Source organism: Nitrospirillum guaranorum, assembly GCF_034653275.1.
Taxonomy (GTDB): Bacteria; Pseudomonadota; Alphaproteobacteria; order Azospirillales; family Azospirillaceae; genus Nitrospirillum.
Map to the genome: position 1 here is coordinate 1231731 of NZ_JAYEES010000004.1, position 18256 is coordinate 1249986.

An 18256-nucleotide genomic window follows, 5' to 3' on the forward strand; every position below is an offset into this window, starting at 1 on the left:
CGTCACCACCAGACCCACAAACGAGACCCCGGCGCCTAGGCGGCCGGGCTGCCTCCGATCAAGCAGAAGGTGCCGGAATGCTGCCTTCCCGCCTCCCCCGCAAATCCCCGTCCCGGCTGGCCATCCTGGCGGTCGTGGCCGGGGCCCTAGCGCTTCCCTACACGGCTTACGCCCAGAACGCCGGCCAGCCGCCGGCTCCCAACGTCAGCGCTGGGGGTGCCGCTGGGGGCGCCATCGCGAGTAACGAGCCGGCGTCCAACCCCGGCGCGCCCGCCGGACCCGGTATGGGTGGTCCCGGCGTGGGTGGCGGCGTCGCCGCCGCCGACTATCAGCTGGGCCCGGGCGACCGTGTCCGCATCACCGTGTTCGGCCAGCAGGACCTGTCCGGCGAATACGCCGTCGATGGCACCGGCACCCTGTCCTTCCCCCTGGTGGGCCAGGTGCACGCCGGCTCGCTGACGGCGGGCCAGTTGGGCAAGACGCTGGAAGGCAGCCTGTCCCCCAACTACATCAAGAACCCCCATGTGAGCGTGGAAGTGCTGAGCTACCGGCCCTTCTACATCCTGGGCGAGGTCAAGACCCCCGGCAGCTACGCCTATGTCTCCGGCATGACGGTGCTGAACGCCGTCGCGCTGGCCGGCGGGTTCACCTACCGCGCCCGTGACGACGACTTCCGTCTGCAGCGCACCGCCAAGGACGGCAGCAAAACCCAGGTCGACGCCGAACCGACGACGCCGGTCCAACCCGGCGACGTCATCACAGTCCGGGAGCGCTATTTCTGATGACTTTGCCCGAGCAGCCCCGCGCCCTGGGTGGTGGTCCCATCCTCCCCCGGCGCCTCACCGCCGCCCCGCCGGCCCCCCGCCCCGTCTACATGCCCCCGCCGCAGCAACAGCAGCGGGACGTGCTGGACACCTACCGCAAGATCTGGGCGCACCGGCGCCTGGTGCTGGCCTGCACCGTCGGCACGGCCCTTCTGGCCGGCATCGTCGGCTGGAGCATGCCGTCGCGCTACACCTCGGAATCCCGGGTGTTGGTGGGCGTGCCCCAGCCCTCGCTGGAAGGCATCGGCCCGACCATGGCATCCATGACCTTCAACGCCGAGCGGGTGCAGAGCGAGGGGCTGGTGGCCCAGTCGCGCGAACTGGCCCAGAAGGTGGTCGACCGGCTGCACCTGAATGACGATCCGGAGTTCAATCCGGACGCCAAGACGGCGGCGCCCCAGATCCCGGCCTGGGCCCGGCTGCTACCCACCAGTGTGGCGGAATGGCTGACCAAGCCCAAGGCCAAGCCGCCGGAAACGCCGGAACAGCAGGCCCGCACGGCCGCCATGATCAACAACCGCACGGTCGACATCCTGCTGTCCAAGCTGGACATCGCCACGGTCGGCCGTTCGGACGTCCTGAAAATATCCGCCACCACCCGCGATCCGGAAACCGCCTCGCTGGTCGCCAACGCCGTCGCCGACGCCTATTTGGCGGAGCAGCGCGACGTGAAGGTCGGCACCGCCAGCCGCGTCGAGGAGTACATGGAGAGTCGCATCGCCGACCTGCGCAAGCAGGTGGACGATAGTGAGCGCGCCATCGAGGACTACCGCAAGCAGTACGGCCTGTACGATCAGCAGAACGGCACCGGCATCATGGGCCAGCGCCTGACGGAGCTGAACACCCAGCTGATCACCGCCCAGACCGCCAAGGCCGACGCCGAGGCGCACCTGAACGACGCCCAGAACCTGATGCGCCAGGGCATCACCGGCGACAGCGTGCCGGAGGTGCTGAACAACCCGCTGATCCAGTCGCTGAAGCAGCAGCAGGCCGCCGCCGAGCAGCGCCTGGCCCAGCTGTCCGCCACCTACGGCGACAAGCATCCGCAGGTCACCGACGCCAAGGCGCAGATCGCCGACGCCCAGCGCAAGATCAAGGCGGAGATGCAGGGCATCATCAACGGCCTGCAGAACGTGGCCCGCACGGCCAACGCCCGCTACCAGGCCGTGCTGCGCGACTTCAACGAGGCAAAGGGCTCCCTGGGCTCCGACAACCAGAACGCCATCCATCTGGAGGCGATGGAGCGCGACGCCGCCGTCAACCGGCACCTGCTGGAAACCATGCTGACGGAAGAGAAGCGCCTGATCGGCCGCCAGCAGCTGGAGGCGCCCGACGCCCGCGTCATCTCCCGCGCCACCCCGCCCGTGTCCGCCAGCTATCCGCCCAAGGCCCTGATCCTGCTGCTGGGCACCCTGGTGGGCGCTGTCGCCGGCATGCTGATCGCCCTGCTGATGGAGGAGGCCGACCAGACCTTCCGCCAGAGCAGCCAGATCGAAAGCGCCACGGGCATCCCGGTCGTGGCCCTGGTGCCGGAGGTGAAGGGCAAGTCGCCCACCGCCCAGGTGCTGCGCGAGCCTGTGTCCCCCTTCGCCGAGACCCTGCGCAAGATCCACATCGCGCTGGAGTTGTCGGAGATGGAGTACAGCCCCCGCACGGTGCTGCTGTCCTCCGCCGCCCCCGGCGAAGGCAAGAGCGTCATCATCGCCGCCCTGGGCCGCCTGCTGGCCAGCCACGGCCGGCGCATCCTGATCGTGGATTGCGACTGGCGCTCCCCCTCGCAGCACAAGCTGTTCAACGTGTCGAACAAGCACGGCCTGGCCTCGCTGCTGACCGATGACAGCGTGGTGCTCGACGACTGCATCCACCACGACACCCTGTCGGGGCTGGAGCTGATCACCGCCGGCCACTGGACGTCCAAGGACACCCGCATGCTGACGTCCGACCGCATGCGCGTCCTGCTGCAAACCTTCGCCAAGAACTACGACCTGGTGCTGATCGACACGGCGCCGGTGCTGGTGGGCGCGGAGGTCCTGGCCATGTCGCGGATGGTCGACAAGGTGCTGTTCACCGTGCGCTGGGACCACACCCGCCGCAACGCCGCCCTGCAGGCCCTGCGCCAACTGGTGGAGGTGCAGTGCGACCTGACCGGCGTGATCATGTCCCGGGTCGATCCGCGCCGCTACCGCCAGTACGGCTACGGCCCGCTGAACTACGACTACGCCCGCCCCCTGGCCGATCATTTCGGCTGATCCACTCCGGTCAAGGCCCCTTCGGTCAAGGCCCCTTCGGTTAAGGATAGCCCCATGGAGCGAGAGGCCCTGCGTGACTTGCCGCCAGAGGGGGTGAAGGGGATGGATCTTCCTCCTTCCTCCGTCCCCTCCCCCCAGGCGGCCCTTTTGACCCGCGCCTATCCGCCGGAACTCATCGGCTCCGCCCCGCAGTGCGCCGATCTGGCGGAGTGGCTGACCCGGCTGGGCTGCGAGACCACGGTGTTCACCGGCCTGCCCTATTATCCGGGCAACGAAGTCTTCACCCAGTACAAGGACTTCAAGGGCGGTCACGAGGTGCTGAACGGCGTGCGGGTCGAACGCCTGCGGGCCATGATCCCCCGCAAGGGCTCGGCCAAGGCCCGCATCCTGGCCGAGGCCAGCTTCCTGCTGGCGGGGCTGTGGGCCCGGGCCTCGGGACGGCTGAAGCCCAAGCCCCTGGTCATCAGCCTCTGTCCTTCCATCCTCACCGTCGCGCTGGGCTGCCTGGTCCGTCAGCGCGACGGCCGCCATGTCGCCATCATCCACGACATCCAGTCCGGTATGGCCCAGGGGCTGAACATGGTGTCCAGCGGTGGCCTGGTGAAGGCGATGCGCTGGTGCGAACGCACCGTGCTGAACCGGGTGGACCTGATCGTCGTGCTCACGGACCACATGGCCGAACAGTTGCGGGACCTGGGCGTGACGCAGGACATCGAGGTCGTGCCCATCTGGGTCGATACCGATCGCCTGTACCCCGACACGCCCAAGGTGCCGGCCAACGACGGCCCCGCGATCACTCCGGCGCCGAAGATCGCCGCCCGGCTGCTGTACAGCGGCAACTTCGGCCTGAAGCAGGGCCTGGGCCAGGTCCTGTCCATGGCGGAGGAGTTGCAGCGCCAGACCGACGACGTGGAGATCATCCTGCGGGGCAGCGGCGCCATGCGCGCCACCTTGGAGGAGGAGATCGCCGCCCGCGCGCTGCGCCGGGTCCGCGTCACCGGCCTGCTGCCCCCCGACCAGCTGCGCCAAGGCCTGACCGAGGGCGACATCCACCTTGTGCCCCAGGAGCCGGAGGCCGCCGCCTTCGCCATCCCGTCCAAGATCTTCAATATCATGGCGGTGGGCCGCCCCTTCGTCACCACGGCCAACCCGCACAGCCCCCTATGGCACCTGCGGGAACGCAGCGGCGCCTTCATCTGCGTGCCGCCCCACGACACCGCGGCCTTCACCGAGGCCGTGCTGCGCCTGGTGCGGGATGCGGGCCTGCGCCGGGAACTGGGGGAGCGCGGCCGGCGTTTCGTGGAACAGCACTATTCCCGGTCCCACGTCCTGGGGGGATTGGTCCGGCGATTGGACGCGCTCTATGCCAAGTAAGTCCCAAGCAGGAGCCCAGGCCAGACCCCTGGCCGAGGGCCCCCGCTCCTTCGTCATCTTCGAGCCGGACGCGGAGGGCCACCCCTGCGAGTGGCTGAAGCACCTGATGCACTTCGCCGCCTCGGACAAGCGGGACTACCGCGTCACCTTCGTCGTGGCGCGCGAACTGTATGACGAGCTGGCGGCCGATGGCGCCGCCAGCCGCCAGGATCGCGTGCAGGTGCTGGCGCTGGAACCGTCGGAGCAGGCGCTGTGCCGCCACCCCTTGCTGCCGGTGCGCGGCTTCGCCCGCTGGTGGGTCATGCGCCGCTATCTGGAGCGCACGGGCTCCGAGGCCGGGCACTTCCTGTCGCTGGATCATTTGACCCTGCCCCTTGCGTTGTCGCTGGGCGCGCGGGGCCGCCGCCTGTGCGGCATCCTGTTCCGGCCGTCCGTCCACTACCGCGCCCTGGGCAGTTACGAGCCCAGCCTGAAGGAATGGCTGCGCGACGCGCGCAAAGCCCTGCTCTACCCTCTTATGCTGCGCAATTCCGCGGTTCATCGCGTCCTGACGCTGGACCCCTACTTCCCGACCTACGCCCACGACCACTATGGGCAGGGGGGAAAGGTGCGCACCGTGGTCGACCCCGTCCATCCCTTCGTGAACGAGACGGCGGAAGAGCGGACGCTGGCCGACAGCATGCCCACCGACCGCGTCACCCTGCTGCTGTTCGGATTCTTGAGCGAGCGCAAGGGCGTGCTGTCCTTGCTGGACGCGCTGTGCCAACTGCCGGCGGAGGCGGCGGCCAAGGTGGGCGTGATGATCGCCGGCAAGGTGGACCCCGCCCTGCGCGACCGGGTGTATGCCGCCCTGAAAAAGGTGATCCAGGAACAGCCCAACCTGTGGATCCACCTGGAGGACCGGCGTCTGACCAGCGGCGAGATCAACGCCCTGATCAAGGAGGCGTCGGTGGTGCTGGCCCCCTATCAGCGCTTCGTCGGGTCCAGCGGCGTGCTGCTGTGGGCGGCGCAGGCGGGCAAGCCGGTGCTGACCCAGGATTTGGGCCTGCTGGGCTGCCTGGCCCGGACCCACAGGCTAGGCCTCGCGCTGGATACGACCGACAGCGAGGTCCTCTCCAAAGGCATAGAATATATATCGGAAAGCGACACCCGCAGTTATTTCGACCAAGAAGCTGCGGCCAATTACATCCGCCATCAGAGTCCGCAAAACTTCGCTTCCGAAATATTCTCCAGCCTCATGGGCGCTCCCTGATCGGAGTATTCCCGGGATCGATTGCCGCAGGTGCGAACAGGTCCCAGCTTGGTCACAGGACTTCTTGAGTTGGGCGTGGCCTGATTTAGGCGAACTCGGCTGTTGATCAGCCACCCTTGGCCAGACCGTCGCACCTGCGTGGGCGGCCGTGGCCACCGGTCGCCGCATTCAGGAACCCAACCCATGCCCCCAGCCCTGTCCGAAGCCCTTTCCACCCCCCTCGTCACGCTGCGGGAGACCCAGGCGGTCGCCGTCCCCGCGGAGGGAACCCAACGCCTGCGTGGCGGCCGGCCCCTGGCGCCGCAGGTGATCACCGGCACCGTCGCCGCCGTCGATGCCCTGGCCATCCTGGCCACCGGCCTGGCCGCCTCCGCCCTGGCGGACGGCACCGTGGCCCGACCGCTGTTCGGCCTGGTGCTGATCATCGGCCTGGCGCTGGGCATGTACGCCCTGCGCTGGACCGGCGCGCGCCAGCTGAACCGCCTGTGCAAGCCGGCCGATGGCTTGCTGCCCCTGGCCCTGGCCTGGGCGGCCACCGCCGGCAGCCTGGTGGCGCTGCTGTACCTGCTGGGCGCCTTCGACCCGCCCATGACCAGCTGGCTGGCCATCTGGTCGCTGCTGGCGCTGGGCGCCCTGGTGGTGGGCCGCCTGGCGACCTGCCTGACCGTGAACTCCTGCCAGCGCGCCGGGCGCCTGACCCAGGCCGTGGCCATCGTCGGCACGGGGCCGGAAGGCCAGCGCCTGCTGCGCCGCTACCGCGCCAACCCGCGCGACGACCGCCACGTGGTGGGCGTCTACGACGATAACCGCGCCAGCCACGCCCGCTTCTGCGTCGGCTACCCCATCCGCGGCGGCCTGGACGACTTGCTGACCGAAATCCGTGAAGGCCGGGTGGACCGGGTGATCCTGGCCATGCCGCTGTCGGACCAGAACCACGCCCTGGCCGCGGCCCTGGCCAAACTGAGCCTGGCGCCGGTGGACGTGGGCATCAGCCTGGACCAGGTGGACATCCACCGCCAAGCGGGCGGCTGGCGCGAGGGTGCCGGCGATGAGCCGCCGGTGCTGGACCTGCTGAGCCACCCCCTGACCGGCTGGCGGGCCATCGCCAAGACGGTCGAAGACCGGGTGCTGGCCGCCATCATCCTGGTCATGATCTCGCCCATCATGCTGGCCATCGCCGTGGCCATCAAACTGGAGAGCAAGGGCCCCGTCTTCTTCAAGCAGAAGCGCCACGGCTACAACAACCAGTTGATCGAGGTGTACAAGTTCCGCTCCATGTACCACCACATGGCGGACGCGAACGCCGAGAAGCTGGCGCAGCGCAACGACCCCCGCATCACCCGCCTGGGCCGCATCCTGCGCCGCACCAGCCTGGATGAGCTGCCGCAGTTCATCAACGTGCTGCGGGGCGAGATGTCCATCGTCGGCCCCCGTCCGCACGCCCAGTCGGCCAAGGCCGGCGGCCTGCTCTACCGCGACGCCGTCGCCCAGTACGACAGCCGTCACCGCATGAAGCCCGGCATCACCGGCTTGGCCCAGGTCAGCGGCTGGCGCGGCGAGACCAGCACGGTGGAGCACATCGTTAAGCGGGTGGAGCACGACCTCCGCTACATCGAGACCTGGACCGTGCTGGGCGACCTGAAAATCATCGCCCGCACCATCACCAGCAGCATCTTCACCAAGAACGCCTACTGACACCGACGGCACCAGGCTCGCCTGGTGCCGTTGTAGGACGCAACTGCGTCCGCCGGAAGGTTCCGGGGAACGCAGTGGACTGGAAACTGAGGAAGCCAAGCGGGCGGATGCCCGCGCCCGGCGCCTGAGGGGGCCGGCGATAGACCATCACAGAAGGGACCGTAGCCCATGCGCTGCCTCTGGATCACGCTGGCCGACCCCGATCCGCCCCATAATGGACAGTTCATCTATTCCGGGGGACTGATCGGCAGCCTGGCACAAGCGGGCGCCGACATGGCGGTGCTGGGGTTGAGCCGCCCGGACGGCAAGCGCGCCGACGGCGCGCGCGAGACGCCCGGCACCGGCGCCATCGCCTGGCACCTGGCGGAGCATAAGCCCCGCTCGCGCTGGAGCAGCCTGCGGTCCCCCTTGCCCAACATCGCCCACCGTTGCGGCACGCCGGACATGCATGCCCGGCTGCGCCGCCTGCTGGCGACGGAATCGTGGGACAGCGTGGTGCTGGACGGCGTGGGCTCGGGGTGGGCGCTGGCGGACTTCCTGCGCCGCTACCCGGACCGCCACAACCGGCCCAAGCTGGTGTACGTCTCGCACAACCACGAGGAGTCGTTGCGCGCCCAGCTGGCGCAGAACCAGTCCAACCTGCTGAAGCACCAGGCCATGCGCTTCGACGCCGCCAAGGTGACGCACCTGGAACGCGCCATCGTGAAAGAGGCGGATCTGATCACCGCCATCACGCCCGACGACGCCGACCTCTATCGCCAACGCTGGCCCGACAAGGCCATGGCCGTGCTGACCCCGGGCTATCGCGCGACGGAGCGGGAGAAGAAGCCCATCAGCCGCGACCTGCCCCGCCGCGCCGTCATCGTCGGCAGCTTCGACTGGATCGCCAAGCGCATGAACCTGGAAGAGTTCATCAGCGTGGCCGACGCCATCTTCGCCGCCAACGGCGTGGAGCTGGAGGTGGTGGGCAGCGGCGACGCCACCTTCCTGGCCAGCATGCGCAAGCGCGTCCTGGCCACCCGTTTCACCGGCACGGTGGACGACGTGCGCCGCCACATGGACGCGGCCCGCATCGCGCTGGTGCCGGAACGCAACGGCGGCGGCTTCAAGCTGAAGGTCCTGGACTACGTCTTCAACCGCCTGCCCATCCTGGCCCTGAAGGGCTCGGTGGCCGGCGTGCCGCTGGAGCAGGAGGAGAGCATCCTGCTGTACCCGGGGCACGAGGACCTGGCCATGGGCGTGGTCCAGTCCATCGACGACCTGGACCGCCTGAACAACCTGCAGGACGCGGCCTATCGCGCCTGTCGCGACAGTTTCCACTGGACCAGCAGGGGGCCGCAGTTGCTGACGGCCATCAGTGCGGCATGACGACCTGGACAGAATGGGCGGGATACGGCGCCGTTCCCCAAGACAGCGCCGCGCAACGGCAGCCGCTGGGGGTCGTGGATTGGGTGTTGCTGGTGGGATTCCTGCTGGGCATCTATACCGGCTTCGCCATCCAGATCACGCCCAACGTCCCCTTCCCCGCCGCCATTTCGGGCGTCACCGGGGTCATCCTGCTGTGGCGCCGGCGGCACCGCATCTCACCCGCCGGCCTGGCCGCCTTCCTGGGCGTGACCTTGCTGCTGCTGGCCTCCATCCTCTACGCGCCGGGGCTGGACCTCTTGTCCAAGCGCACCACCGGCCTGCTGCAGATGATCTATTCGCTGTCCATCTCCTACGCCCTGTTCCTGACGGTGGTGGAGGCGGGGCCGGCGGCCTTCTGCCGGCTGATGCTGGTCTTCATCCTGACCATCATCGTCGGCACCCTGCTGGAGACCTATGCCGGCCTGGCCGCCATCAGCGACGCCGTGCGGCAGAAGATCTACACCTCCGGCGTCTATGACGCCGACATCCGGGACGAACTGCTGTACGGCAAGGTGCGGCCCAAGCTGTTCACGTCGGAACCATCGGCCGTCACCTTCTCCTACACCCTGTTCTCCTTCTGCTGGCTGCTGACCAGCACCTGGAAATACAAGCGCTTCGGCTATCTCGTCATGATGGCCGCCGCCATGGTGGCCATGCCCGGCCCCACCCTGCTGCTGATGCTGCTGCTGCTGGGCCTGCACGAGATGGTGCCGAAGGGGGAGGAGCACGCCCCCACCCTGCTGAGCGTGCGTCTGATCAAGATCGGCGCCATCGCCGCCCTGGCCCTGATCGCCTTCGCCATCATCGCCAGCTCGGTCTACGCCGCCCGCCTGGACAACATCGCCAACGGCGACGACGAGAGCTTCTTCTATCGCGTCATCGGCCCCTTCCTCGTGACGGTGGAGGTGTTGAAGCACCACCCCATCCTGGGCATCGGCCTGACGGGTGAGCAGATGATCGCCGACAGCATCGCCACCGTTTTCCTGCGGTCCGGCGCCTTCTCCCCCCTGTGGAACATCCCGGACCCGCAGGAGGTGATGACCAATTACTTCTGGCTGCACTGGGTCTACCTGGGCATTTGCGGCGGCGTGGTGCTGATGCTGGCCATCACCGGCTGGCTGCGCAGCCTGGGCGTCCATGCCCTGGCGCTGTGCTGGCTGGGCTGGGCCATCCTGGGCCAGGCCTCCGGCGCCTATGTCAGCCCCAAGACCTGGACCGTGCTGATGCTGATCGCGGCCTGCAGCATCCTGCACGCCGAGGCCCACAAGCGGAAGATGGCGCCGTCGGCGCCCATCCCCGCCCCTCCGCCACCGCCCCGGCCCTATCCGCCGGGCACGCTGGTCGCCATCGGCGGCAATGGCCGACCCCGATATCGTCCCTAGTTAGCTTCCCCTGGCCGGCGCAGCCGAAAAAGACCGGTTCCGACACCATAGCCACCAAGCCCTGAGGCAGAGTGATGACCCTTGCGACCCAGTGGACGGCCCCTGACATCGGCGCGTGGGCGCCGCAGCGATCTTGGAGCCTGGATGGCGGGGTGGACGCGCCCGGACCAGGCATGGCCCGCACCGACTGGGTCCTGCTGGTGATCTTCCTGCTGGGCATCTACACCGGCTTTTCCATCCAGATCACGCCCAGCGTGCCCTTCCCCGCCGCCATCGCCGGCATGGCCGGGGTCATCCTGCTGTGGCGCCGGCGGCACCGCATCTCCCCCACCGGGCTGGCGGCCTTCCTGGGCGTGACCTTGCTGCTGCTGGCCTCCATCCTCTACGCCCCGGGCCTGGACCTCTTGTCCAAGCGCACCACCGGTCTGCTACAGATGATGTATTCGCTGGTCATCTCCTACGCCCTGTTCCTGACGGTGGTGGAGGCCGGGGCGGCTGCGTTCTCGCGCCTGATGCTGGTGTTCATCATCACCATCGTCATCGGCACCCTGCTGGAAAGCTATGCCGGCCTGAACCGCATCAGCGACGCCGTGCGACTGGCCATCTATCACCAGGGCATCTACGAGTCCGACATCCGGGACGAGATGCTGTATGGCCGCGTGCGGCCCAAGCTGTTCACGACGGAGCCCTCGGCCGTCACCTTCGCCTACACCCTGTTCGCCTTCTCCTGGCTGCTGACCAGCGACTGGAAGTACAAGCGCCTGGGCTATCTGGCCATGACCGCCGCCGCCATGGTGGCCATGCCCGGACCCACCCTGCTGCTACTGGTGCTGCTGCTGGCGCTGCACGAGATGGGGCCCAGCGACGACGCCAGCCAGTCCACCGCCACCCGTATCCTCAAGCTGGCGGCCGTGGGCATCCTGGCCATAACCGCCTTCGCCATCGTGGGCAGCACGGTTTACGCCAACCGCCTGCATGAGATCGCTTCGGGCAACGACGAGAGCTTCTTCTACCGCGTCATCGGCCCCTTCCTGGTGGCGGTGGACGTGGTCAAGCACCACCCCATCCTGGGCGTGGGCCTGACGGGGGAACAGCTGGTCAGCGACAACATCGCCGACGTCTTCCTGCGCTCCGGCGCCTTCAGCCCCTTGTGGAACATTCCTGAGCCCAACGAGGTGCTGATCAACTACTTCTTCCTGCACTGGGTCTATCTGGGCCTGTGCGGCGGCATCGTCATGATCCTGGCCATCAGCGGCTGGTTGCGCGCGCTGGGCGTGCGCGCCGTCATGATGTGCTGGCTGTCCTGGGCGGTGCTGGGCCAGGCCTCCGGCGCTTATGTCAGCCCCAAGACCTGGACCGTGCTGTTCCTCATCGGCGCCTGCAGCGTGCTGCACGCCCGGAAGCGCGCGGCGGACGCCGCCATCCCCGCTCCGCTGGAGCCGCCCGTGATCCTGCCGGCGGCGGCCCTGCCGCCCGCCCCGCCCACCATTCCGCCGCTGGCGGCCCTGCACTGATCCGACGACCACCGACCCACCGACCTGACGACAAGGGGGCGCATCCCATGGACACCTGGCCGATCGCCCCCTCCCCCACCGAGCCGGAGCCCGAGGGCGTGCCCGAGCGTCCGGGGGACGATACCCTTTCCCCCGTCGACCTCGGCGGCGCCATCGACCTGCCGCCCAGCCCATCGGAACTGCGGGCCGCCGCCGCCCTGATGCGGGCAGCCTACGCCCTGTCCGCCACGATGTCCGATAAGGCGCCCCAGGCGCCGCGGCAGCCTAAGCCGATTACCGTTGAAAACCGGCTGCCAGCCTCAGGATTGCTGGTTTAGGGGGTCAACGCTTCTCTCATAATCGCATCGCCGGGATTAAGTGCAGCTGACGTGTTCTGAAAGCACGATCCATCGGCCGAATGCCTTAAAAACCCAGAATGGACCTCCGCACCCCCATACACCGGCCGAAACCAGCGCAACGTGCCACATTGGCATTGCGATGAAATTAGCATCCATTAAAGGATATGGCGCACATTTCTTTTCTTCGCCAACGAGGTAAACTCCAAGACAGAACTCATATCCCTTGCTTTCACTAAATTTGTGAATGATTGCATCAGGGTACTTATGATTTATCAAGTTTATTATTTGATCATTCGGATCTGAACCATTAACAGAAAAATAATACTCTCCCGAGAGCCCTTTATTCATTTCGAGGAAATTCAACAGAGCCGTCAGTGCAGCCTGCTCCACGTCTTCTGCATAGAGTGACGTTGGCGGGAATTTCCACATGAGAAAAAGGCATATAAGTACAGAGCATGATAGAGTCGAAAGAATACTGCATATCCATCCACCCCTAATCAGTTTAATGATGCGCATTGTCGGCTCCCTGATGATGGAGCGAAAAATTATCAGCGCACGCCTCATTATCTTGGCACGCTCCCCCTTGGTCTTGATGCCCCCATTCATGCATAATAACAAATCTCATTGTCAGGTGATGTGGATCTCAGTCCGGGGATTTCGGCTTGTGCGGCAGCAGTCATATAAATCTCGCTGTAGTTTCCCCACGTATGGCCGCCAATAATCCTCCTGCCATCGCCTTCTGATGCCGCTTTTTGCGCCTCCTTTAATGAATCAAATTTATGAACACTTTTATCCGGCCATTGAACTGCGAATTTCGGAACAAATCTGAAATCTGGAAATAAGTTTCCCATAATTTGGCTCTGGGTTGGCAACACACCCGCCGCGCGCAATTCCTTTATTTGGTCATTGAACAACCTCTCGGCGTCTTTTGGCTTCAGAATTGTTTCCGCCTTTACGTCGAAGACCCCATCCTTTTTCTCCGCATCTTGAGCTTGCGGCTGGGTATTGGTTTTTACATCGAAGCCCTCGTGGGACGGTATAACGTCCGTTACCCTGCCGCCATCAGCCGTCCAGCGCCCATCCTCATCACGGGGCTGATCATCCCTGTACTTCGCCAAGTTGTCGTTGGCCCGCGCCAGCCGGACGGCGGCATCCCAATCCAGTTCGGGCAGGCGCAGGTGCACGGCGCGGATCATGGCCTGGGCCAGGTCGCCCCGATTCAGCGCGTCGGCGATCTTGGCGAGGCCGGGCAGCACCGCAGCGCCCGGTTCCTTGCCAGCGTAGGCGCGCTGGAGCAACACCGCCACCTCCGCCGCCGGGCGGGCCCGGAAGCCGCCGGCGCCTTTGGCCAGCAGGGGCACGCCGGCTAGGGCCAGGCCCTCGGCCGTGCAACTCACGCCCAGGCCGCCAGGGCCGTTGCTCACCCGGTATCGACGCTGCCAACCGTCCATGATCGCTCTCCCTGTTGTTGGAAGAGCAACGTATGTTCTTTATTCGTTCTTGTCAACTTGCGCGCGAACACCGCGATGAAGTTGCCAGGCGGGGTCTCTCCGTTTGAAGCTTGCTATTCCTGCGCCAGCTCGGCCGCGATGTTGGCCAGGGTGCCGGGGGATTCTTGGCGGGGCAGGAACAGGAAGTTGTTCACATAGTCGGCGAACTGGCTACGGGCCAGGCCGGGGCGATAATCCTGGATGTCCTCCGGCCGCTGCATGGTGGCGACGTCGAAGTCGTCCAGGGTGCGCAGCTTGTTGTGGTAGAGGAAATAGCCTTGGTAATCGATGGCGTCGAAGAAGCGGGCGATGCGGTCGATGGAACCCCGCGCGTGCCGCTCCTCGATCTCCACCAGGATGCGGGGGCGGGAACGGGCGATGGTGTCCCGGCTGCCCTCCAGCACCGCCTCCTCATGCCCCTCCACATCGATCTTGATGAAGGCGACGTCGCCGGAATAGACGGCGTCCAGGGGGGAGGAGGTCACCTTCAGCTCGCGCTGCGCCGGCTGGTCGGCCAGCGCCGTGGGCGACAAGGTGGACAGGCCGGTTTCCGGCAGGCCCGCCACCACGGGAATGTGCAGCTGGGCCATGCCCGAGGTTCGCGACAGGGCCGTGGGATACACCACCACGCCGTCGCCGAACTTGGCCGCCAGGCGCTCCGCCAGCCAGGGCACCGGCTCGAACGCGTACACGCGCCGGGCATGGGGCCGCATGAAGTGGATGTAACAGCCTTCGTTGGCGCCCACGTCGATGGCGTCGCGCCCAGGCTCGCAAAGATGGCGTACCAGGCGGGTTTCGGCTTCGCCGAAATGCTCGAAATACTTGTGTTCAAGCCACAGCATCATCGGCGTGGGACAGACGGTGCGAACCAGCTGCTTCGCACCGCGTCTCAGCGCACCGGGGATCATTCAGCCACCTCCTCGGCGAAGGTCGTCGTTGCCGGTTGCGGCGGGTGCCGGGCGAACAGGGACCGGACCACGCCGGTCATGGCGTCCCGGCTGGGCCGCATCAGCAGGAAGGCGACCCCGGCGGTGAGCATGCCCACCACCGCGGCCACCGCCAGCGCCACCAGGGGTGCCGCCAGCAGGCTCTCGGGCATCACGCCGTTCCTCAGGATCCAGACGACACCGGCCACGGCCAGCGACGCCGCCACCGAGGGCGTGATGCGCAGGTATAGGTCGCGCTGGGTGACCGGCCCCTGCCCCGCCGCCAGATAGAAGCAGACAGGCAGGCGGACGACCAGGCCGATGGCGGCATAGGCCCCCGCCACGCCCACGGCGCCATACGGGATGCCGGCGACGAAGGAGGCGATGGCCAGGGCGACGTCAATGGCGGTGGAGCGCAGCAGGTCGCGCGACCGCCCCTGGGGCAGGTAGATCAGGCCGGCGGTCATCAGCGTGGGCTGCACCGCCGCCACCAGGGCGAAACAGGTGATGAGGGGGGACATCGCCTCCCACTTCGGGCCGAACAGCAGGTTGGTCACCCAGTCGGAGGCAACGGCGGCGCCGGCGGCGGCCGGCATGGTGACCATGGCCACCCGCTCGATCAGGACGCCGAACGCCCGGCGGAAGCGCTGCGGCTCATCCACCAGGCGGCTGAGGGCCGGCATGGCCACGGAATAGAGCGGCGCGTTGATGCTGTTGATGGGCACCAGCACCAGGCGCGCGGCGCGTTCGTACAGCCCCAGGGTGGCGGCGCCGAACAATCGGCCCACCAGGATCTGGTCCACGCTGCGGGCCAGGGTGGCCAGGATGCCGCATCCGGAAACCGACAGGCCGAAACCCAGCAGCTCCGGTATTCCCGGCGTCCGCCGGGGCAGCGACGGCCGCCATCGGCACAAGAGCCAGCAGCCGGTCATGACCAGCAGCGGGGCGGCCAGGCGCTGCGCCACCAGGGCCCAGTGTCCCCAGCCGTGGAACGCCAGAACCACGGCGACGACGAAGGCCATCAGCTCACTGCCCGTCTCGGCGATGGCGATGGCGGAGAAGCGCATTTGCCGGCGCAGCAGGGCCCAATGCTGGACCGTGGCGCCACTCATGACGAAGCCCAGGGCCAGCCAGCGGGTGACGGCCTCAAGATCGGGCTGCCCGTAGAAACGGGCGATGGCGGGGGCCCCCAGAGCCAGGCAGGCGGCGATGAGGCAGCCGGCGCCGGTGTTGATCCAGAACAGGGCGCTGACCTGTTCGTGGGTGATGTCCGTCTTTTGCATCGTGGCGGCGGACAGGCCCAGCTCCTTCACGATTTCGAACAGGGCCGTCATGGCGCCAACCATGGCGATAAGGCCGAATTCCGCCGGCGCCAGCACGCGCGCCAGCACGATGACGGATCCGAACTGGGCCACCAGCTTCACCACCTGGGCCCCCAGCATGACCGTGCCGCCGCGGGTCGCCCGGCGGCCGATGTCACCGATCAGGTGGGCGGTACTGAGATCGCCGTTCCGATCACGCATTAACACCTCTCACCGGCGGCCCGTGCAGCCACGGACCACCGTTGTTGGGGTGGAACCAATGCCCGGCCCGGCGAGGGCAATCGCCGGACCGGGCATTGGCGGCGACGTCCCGGGCGGCGGGGAGAGCCGGCGCCCGGGAATCATCGCTATCAGGCATGGACCACCGGCGCGCCCCGGACGGAGCCGATATTATCCACATACCAGCGGTAGGTCTGGGCGAGGCCGTCGTCGATCGACGTTGGCGCCCGCCAGCCCAAGGCCTCCAGACGGCTGTTGTCCATGATCTTGCGCGGCGTGCCGTCGGGCTTGCTGCGGTCGTGGACGATCTCGCCCTGGAAACCCACCACCCGGCAGATCCGTTCCGCCAGTTCGGCGATGGAGACCTCCTGGCTGCTGCCCAGGTTCAGCGGCTCCTCCTCGGAATAGTGCTTCATGACGAAGACCATGCCGTCGGCGGCGTCATCGACGAACAGCAGCTCGCGCAGGGGCGTGCCGCTGCCCCAGATTTCCAGGGTCTTGGCGCCCTCCTGCTTGGCCTTGTGCGCCTTGACCATCAGGGCCGGCACCACATGGCTGGCCATCAGGTCGAAGTTGTCACCGGGACCGTACAGGTTGGTCGGCATGACCGAGGTGAAGTCGCAACCATACTGGCGGCGGTAGGCCTGGCACAGCTTGATGCCCGCGATCTTGGCGATGGCATACCACTGGTTGGTCGGCTCCAACGGACCGGTCAGCAGCGCCTCTTCCGGGATGGGCTGGGGCGCCATCCGCGGGTAGATGCAGGATGAACCGAGGAACAACAGCTTCTCCACGCCCGAGCGGTGGGCGCTGTCGATGATGTTCGCCTCGATCATCAGGTTGTCGTAGATGAACTCCGCCGGGCGGGTGTCGTTGGCGTGGATGCCGCCGACGTGGGCCGCCGCCAGGAAGACGGCGTCCGGCCGCAGATCCTTCATCCACTTGTCCACCTGGCCGCCGTTGCGCAGGTCGCAGTGGTGGCGGCCCACGGTCAGGATGTCACACCCCTCCCGCTCCAGCCGCCGCACCAGGGCGGCGCCCACCAGGCCGCGGTGACCCGCGACCCAGACGCGTTTATTGCGCAGCTCGTAAGGGGGCTTGTGCATCGTGCTGTCCTTCCCACTGCTTGACGGGGGTGCGATCCAGAAGGGCGCGGTCGGCGTTCACCATTTCGAACACCAGTTCCTCGAAGGCGATCTTGTGTTCCCAGCCCAGGACCGTCTTGGCCTTGGTCGGGTCGCCCAGCAGGAAGTCCACCTCGGCCGGACGATAATAGGCCGGATCGACGGCGACCAACACCTTGCCAGTGCGGCGGCAATAGCCGCGCTCGTTCACGCCCTCGCCACGCCACACCAGCGGGCGGCCGATGCAATGGAAGGCCAGTTCCACGAACTCGCGCACCGAATGGGCCTCGCCGGTGGCCAGCACGTAGTCGTCGGGCTTGTCCTGCTGCAGCATCAGCCACATGCCCTCGACATAATCGCGGGCGTGGCCCCAGTCGCGCCGGGCCTCCAGGTTGCCCAGGTACAGGCAGCTCTGCAGGCCACGTTCGATGGCCGCCACGGCGCGGCTGATCTTACGGGTGACGAAGGTCTCGCCGCGCTCCGGCGATTCGTGGTTGAACAGGATGCCGTTGCTGGCGTGCATGTTGTAGGCCTCACGGTAGTTCACCGTGATCCAGTAGCCGTACATCTTGGCCACCGCGTACGGGCTGCGCGGATGGAAGGGCGTCGTCTCCGACAGGGGATCGCTGCTGATGCCGCCATACAGTTCGGAGGTGGACGCCTGGTAGAAGCGCACGTCGTCCTGCATCTTCAGCGACCGCACGGCCTCGAGCAAGCGCAGGGTGCCGGTGGCGTCCACGTTGGCGGTGTATTCCGGCATCTCGAAGCTGACGGCCACGTGGCTCATGGCGGCCAGGTTGTAGATTTCGGTCGGCCGCGTCTCGGCGATCAGGCGGGTCAGCGCCAGGCTGTCCGTCATGTCGCCATAGTGCAGCGAGAACTCGAAGCCGCCCTCGTGGCGGTCGCGGTAGATGTGGTCCAGCCGGTCGGTGTTGATGGACGACGAACGGCGCTTGAGGCCGTGGACCACATAGCCACGGGCCAGTAGGAACGAGGCCAGGTAAGACCCGTCCTGGCCGGTGATACCGGTGATCAACGCGGTTCTATTCGACATACGCTGCTCCGTTCATCAAAGGGTTGATCGCTGTTTTCAGCAAAATCTTGGGGGTTCTGTTCTTTCAGGGTTGTTGTTCGCGGGGG

At 67.0% G+C, this 18256-nt stretch carries 15 protein-coding genes; 9 read left to right on the top strand and 6 right to left on the bottom strand.

Annotated elements, in window-relative coordinates; translation table 11 throughout:
- Nucleotides 1-77: 77 nt before the first annotated feature.
- The 9 genes from UAJ10_RS27205 (at nt 78) to UAJ10_RS27245 (ending at nt 12014) form a co-directional block, all read left to right on the top strand.
- On the top strand, nt 78-782 hold the full coding sequence (locus tag UAJ10_RS27205; RefSeq protein WP_322918499.1) for a polysaccharide biosynthesis/export family protein: 705 nt from the start codon (nt 78-80) through the stop codon (nt 780-782).
- Nucleotides 782-3073: a GumC family protein gene (locus tag UAJ10_RS27210; RefSeq protein ID WP_322918500.1), complete on the top strand. Its 2292-nt coding sequence runs from the start codon at nt 782-784 to the stop codon at nt 3071-3073. Before UAJ10_RS27205 ends, UAJ10_RS27210 begins: the two co-directional genes overlap by 1 nt.
- Nucleotides 3074-3175: 102 nt before the next feature.
- Nucleotides 3176-4447: a glycosyltransferase gene (locus UAJ10_RS27215; RefSeq protein WP_322918501.1), complete on the top strand. Its 1272-nt coding sequence runs from the start codon at nt 3176-3178 to the stop codon at nt 4445-4447.
- Entirely contained in the window at nt 4437-5699 is a 1263-nt protein-coding gene (locus UAJ10_RS27220) for a glycosyltransferase (protein ID WP_322918502.1), read from the top strand. Before UAJ10_RS27215 ends, UAJ10_RS27220 begins: the two co-directional genes overlap by 11 nt.
- A gap of 183 nt (nt 5700-5882) precedes the next feature.
- Entirely contained in the window at nt 5883-7394 is a 1512-nt protein-coding gene (locus tag UAJ10_RS27225; RefSeq protein ID WP_322918503.1) for an undecaprenyl-phosphate glucose phosphotransferase, read from the top strand.
- A gap of 168 nt (nt 7395-7562) precedes the next feature.
- A complete protein-coding gene (locus UAJ10_RS27230; RefSeq protein ID WP_322918504.1) occupies nt 7563-8762 on the top strand; it encodes a glycosyltransferase in 1200 nt (399 codons plus the stop codon).
- Entirely contained in the window at nt 8759-10183 is a 1425-nt protein-coding gene (locus UAJ10_RS27235) for a hypothetical protein (RefSeq protein ID WP_322918505.1), read from the top strand. The genes UAJ10_RS27230 and UAJ10_RS27235 overlap by 4 nt, the downstream gene beginning before the upstream one ends.
- Nucleotides 10184-10257: 74 nt before the next feature.
- The gene (locus UAJ10_RS27240) at nt 10258-11697 is read left to right on the top strand and encodes a hypothetical protein (protein ID WP_322918506.1); all 1440 of its coding nucleotides are present in this window, start codon (nt 10258-10260) and stop codon (nt 11695-11697) included.
- Between the two features lie 47 nt (nt 11698-11744).
- Nucleotides 11745-12014 (top strand): hypothetical protein, encoded by a 270-nt coding sequence (locus tag UAJ10_RS27245; protein WP_322918507.1) that lies wholly within the window; start codon nt 11745-11747, stop codon nt 12012-12014.
- 36 nt (nt 12015-12050) lie between these two features.
- On the opposite strand, the gene UAJ10_RS27250 is transcribed toward UAJ10_RS27245, so the two are convergent.
- The 6 genes from UAJ10_RS27250 to gmd form a co-directional block, all read right to left on the bottom strand.
- Complete coding sequence (locus UAJ10_RS27250) at nt 12051-12464, bottom strand: hypothetical protein (protein ID WP_322918508.1); 414 nt, start codon at nt 12462-12464, stop codon at nt 12051-12053.
- 173 nt (nt 12465-12637) lie between these two features.
- On the bottom strand, nt 12638-13486 hold the full coding sequence (locus UAJ10_RS27255; protein ID WP_322918509.1) for a hypothetical protein: 849 nt from the start codon (nt 13484-13486) through the stop codon (nt 12638-12640).
- A 113-nt stretch (nt 13487-13599) separates the two neighbouring features.
- A complete protein-coding gene (locus tag UAJ10_RS27260; protein ID WP_322918510.1) occupies nt 13600-14433 on the bottom strand; it encodes an FkbM family methyltransferase in 834 nt (277 codons plus the stop codon).
- On the bottom strand, nt 14430-15974 hold the full coding sequence (locus UAJ10_RS27265) for a lipopolysaccharide biosynthesis protein (protein ID WP_322918511.1): 1545 nt from the start codon (nt 15972-15974) through the stop codon (nt 14430-14432). Before UAJ10_RS27265 ends, UAJ10_RS27260 begins: the two co-directional genes overlap by 4 nt.
- A gap of 149 nt (nt 15975-16123) precedes the next feature.
- Nucleotides 16124-17098: a GDP-L-fucose synthase gene (fcl, locus tag UAJ10_RS27270; protein ID WP_322918512.1), complete on the bottom strand. Its 975-nt coding sequence runs from the start codon at nt 17096-17098 to the stop codon at nt 16124-16126.
- Nucleotides 17067-18170 carry a GDP-mannose 4,6-dehydratase gene (gene gmd, locus UAJ10_RS27275; protein ID WP_322918513.1) on the bottom strand — a complete coding sequence of 368 codons (1104 nt, stop codon included), beginning with the start codon at nt 18168-18170 and terminating at the stop codon, nt 17067-17069. Before gmd ends, fcl begins: the two co-directional genes overlap by 32 nt.
- Nucleotides 18171-18256 lie beyond the last annotated feature (86 nt).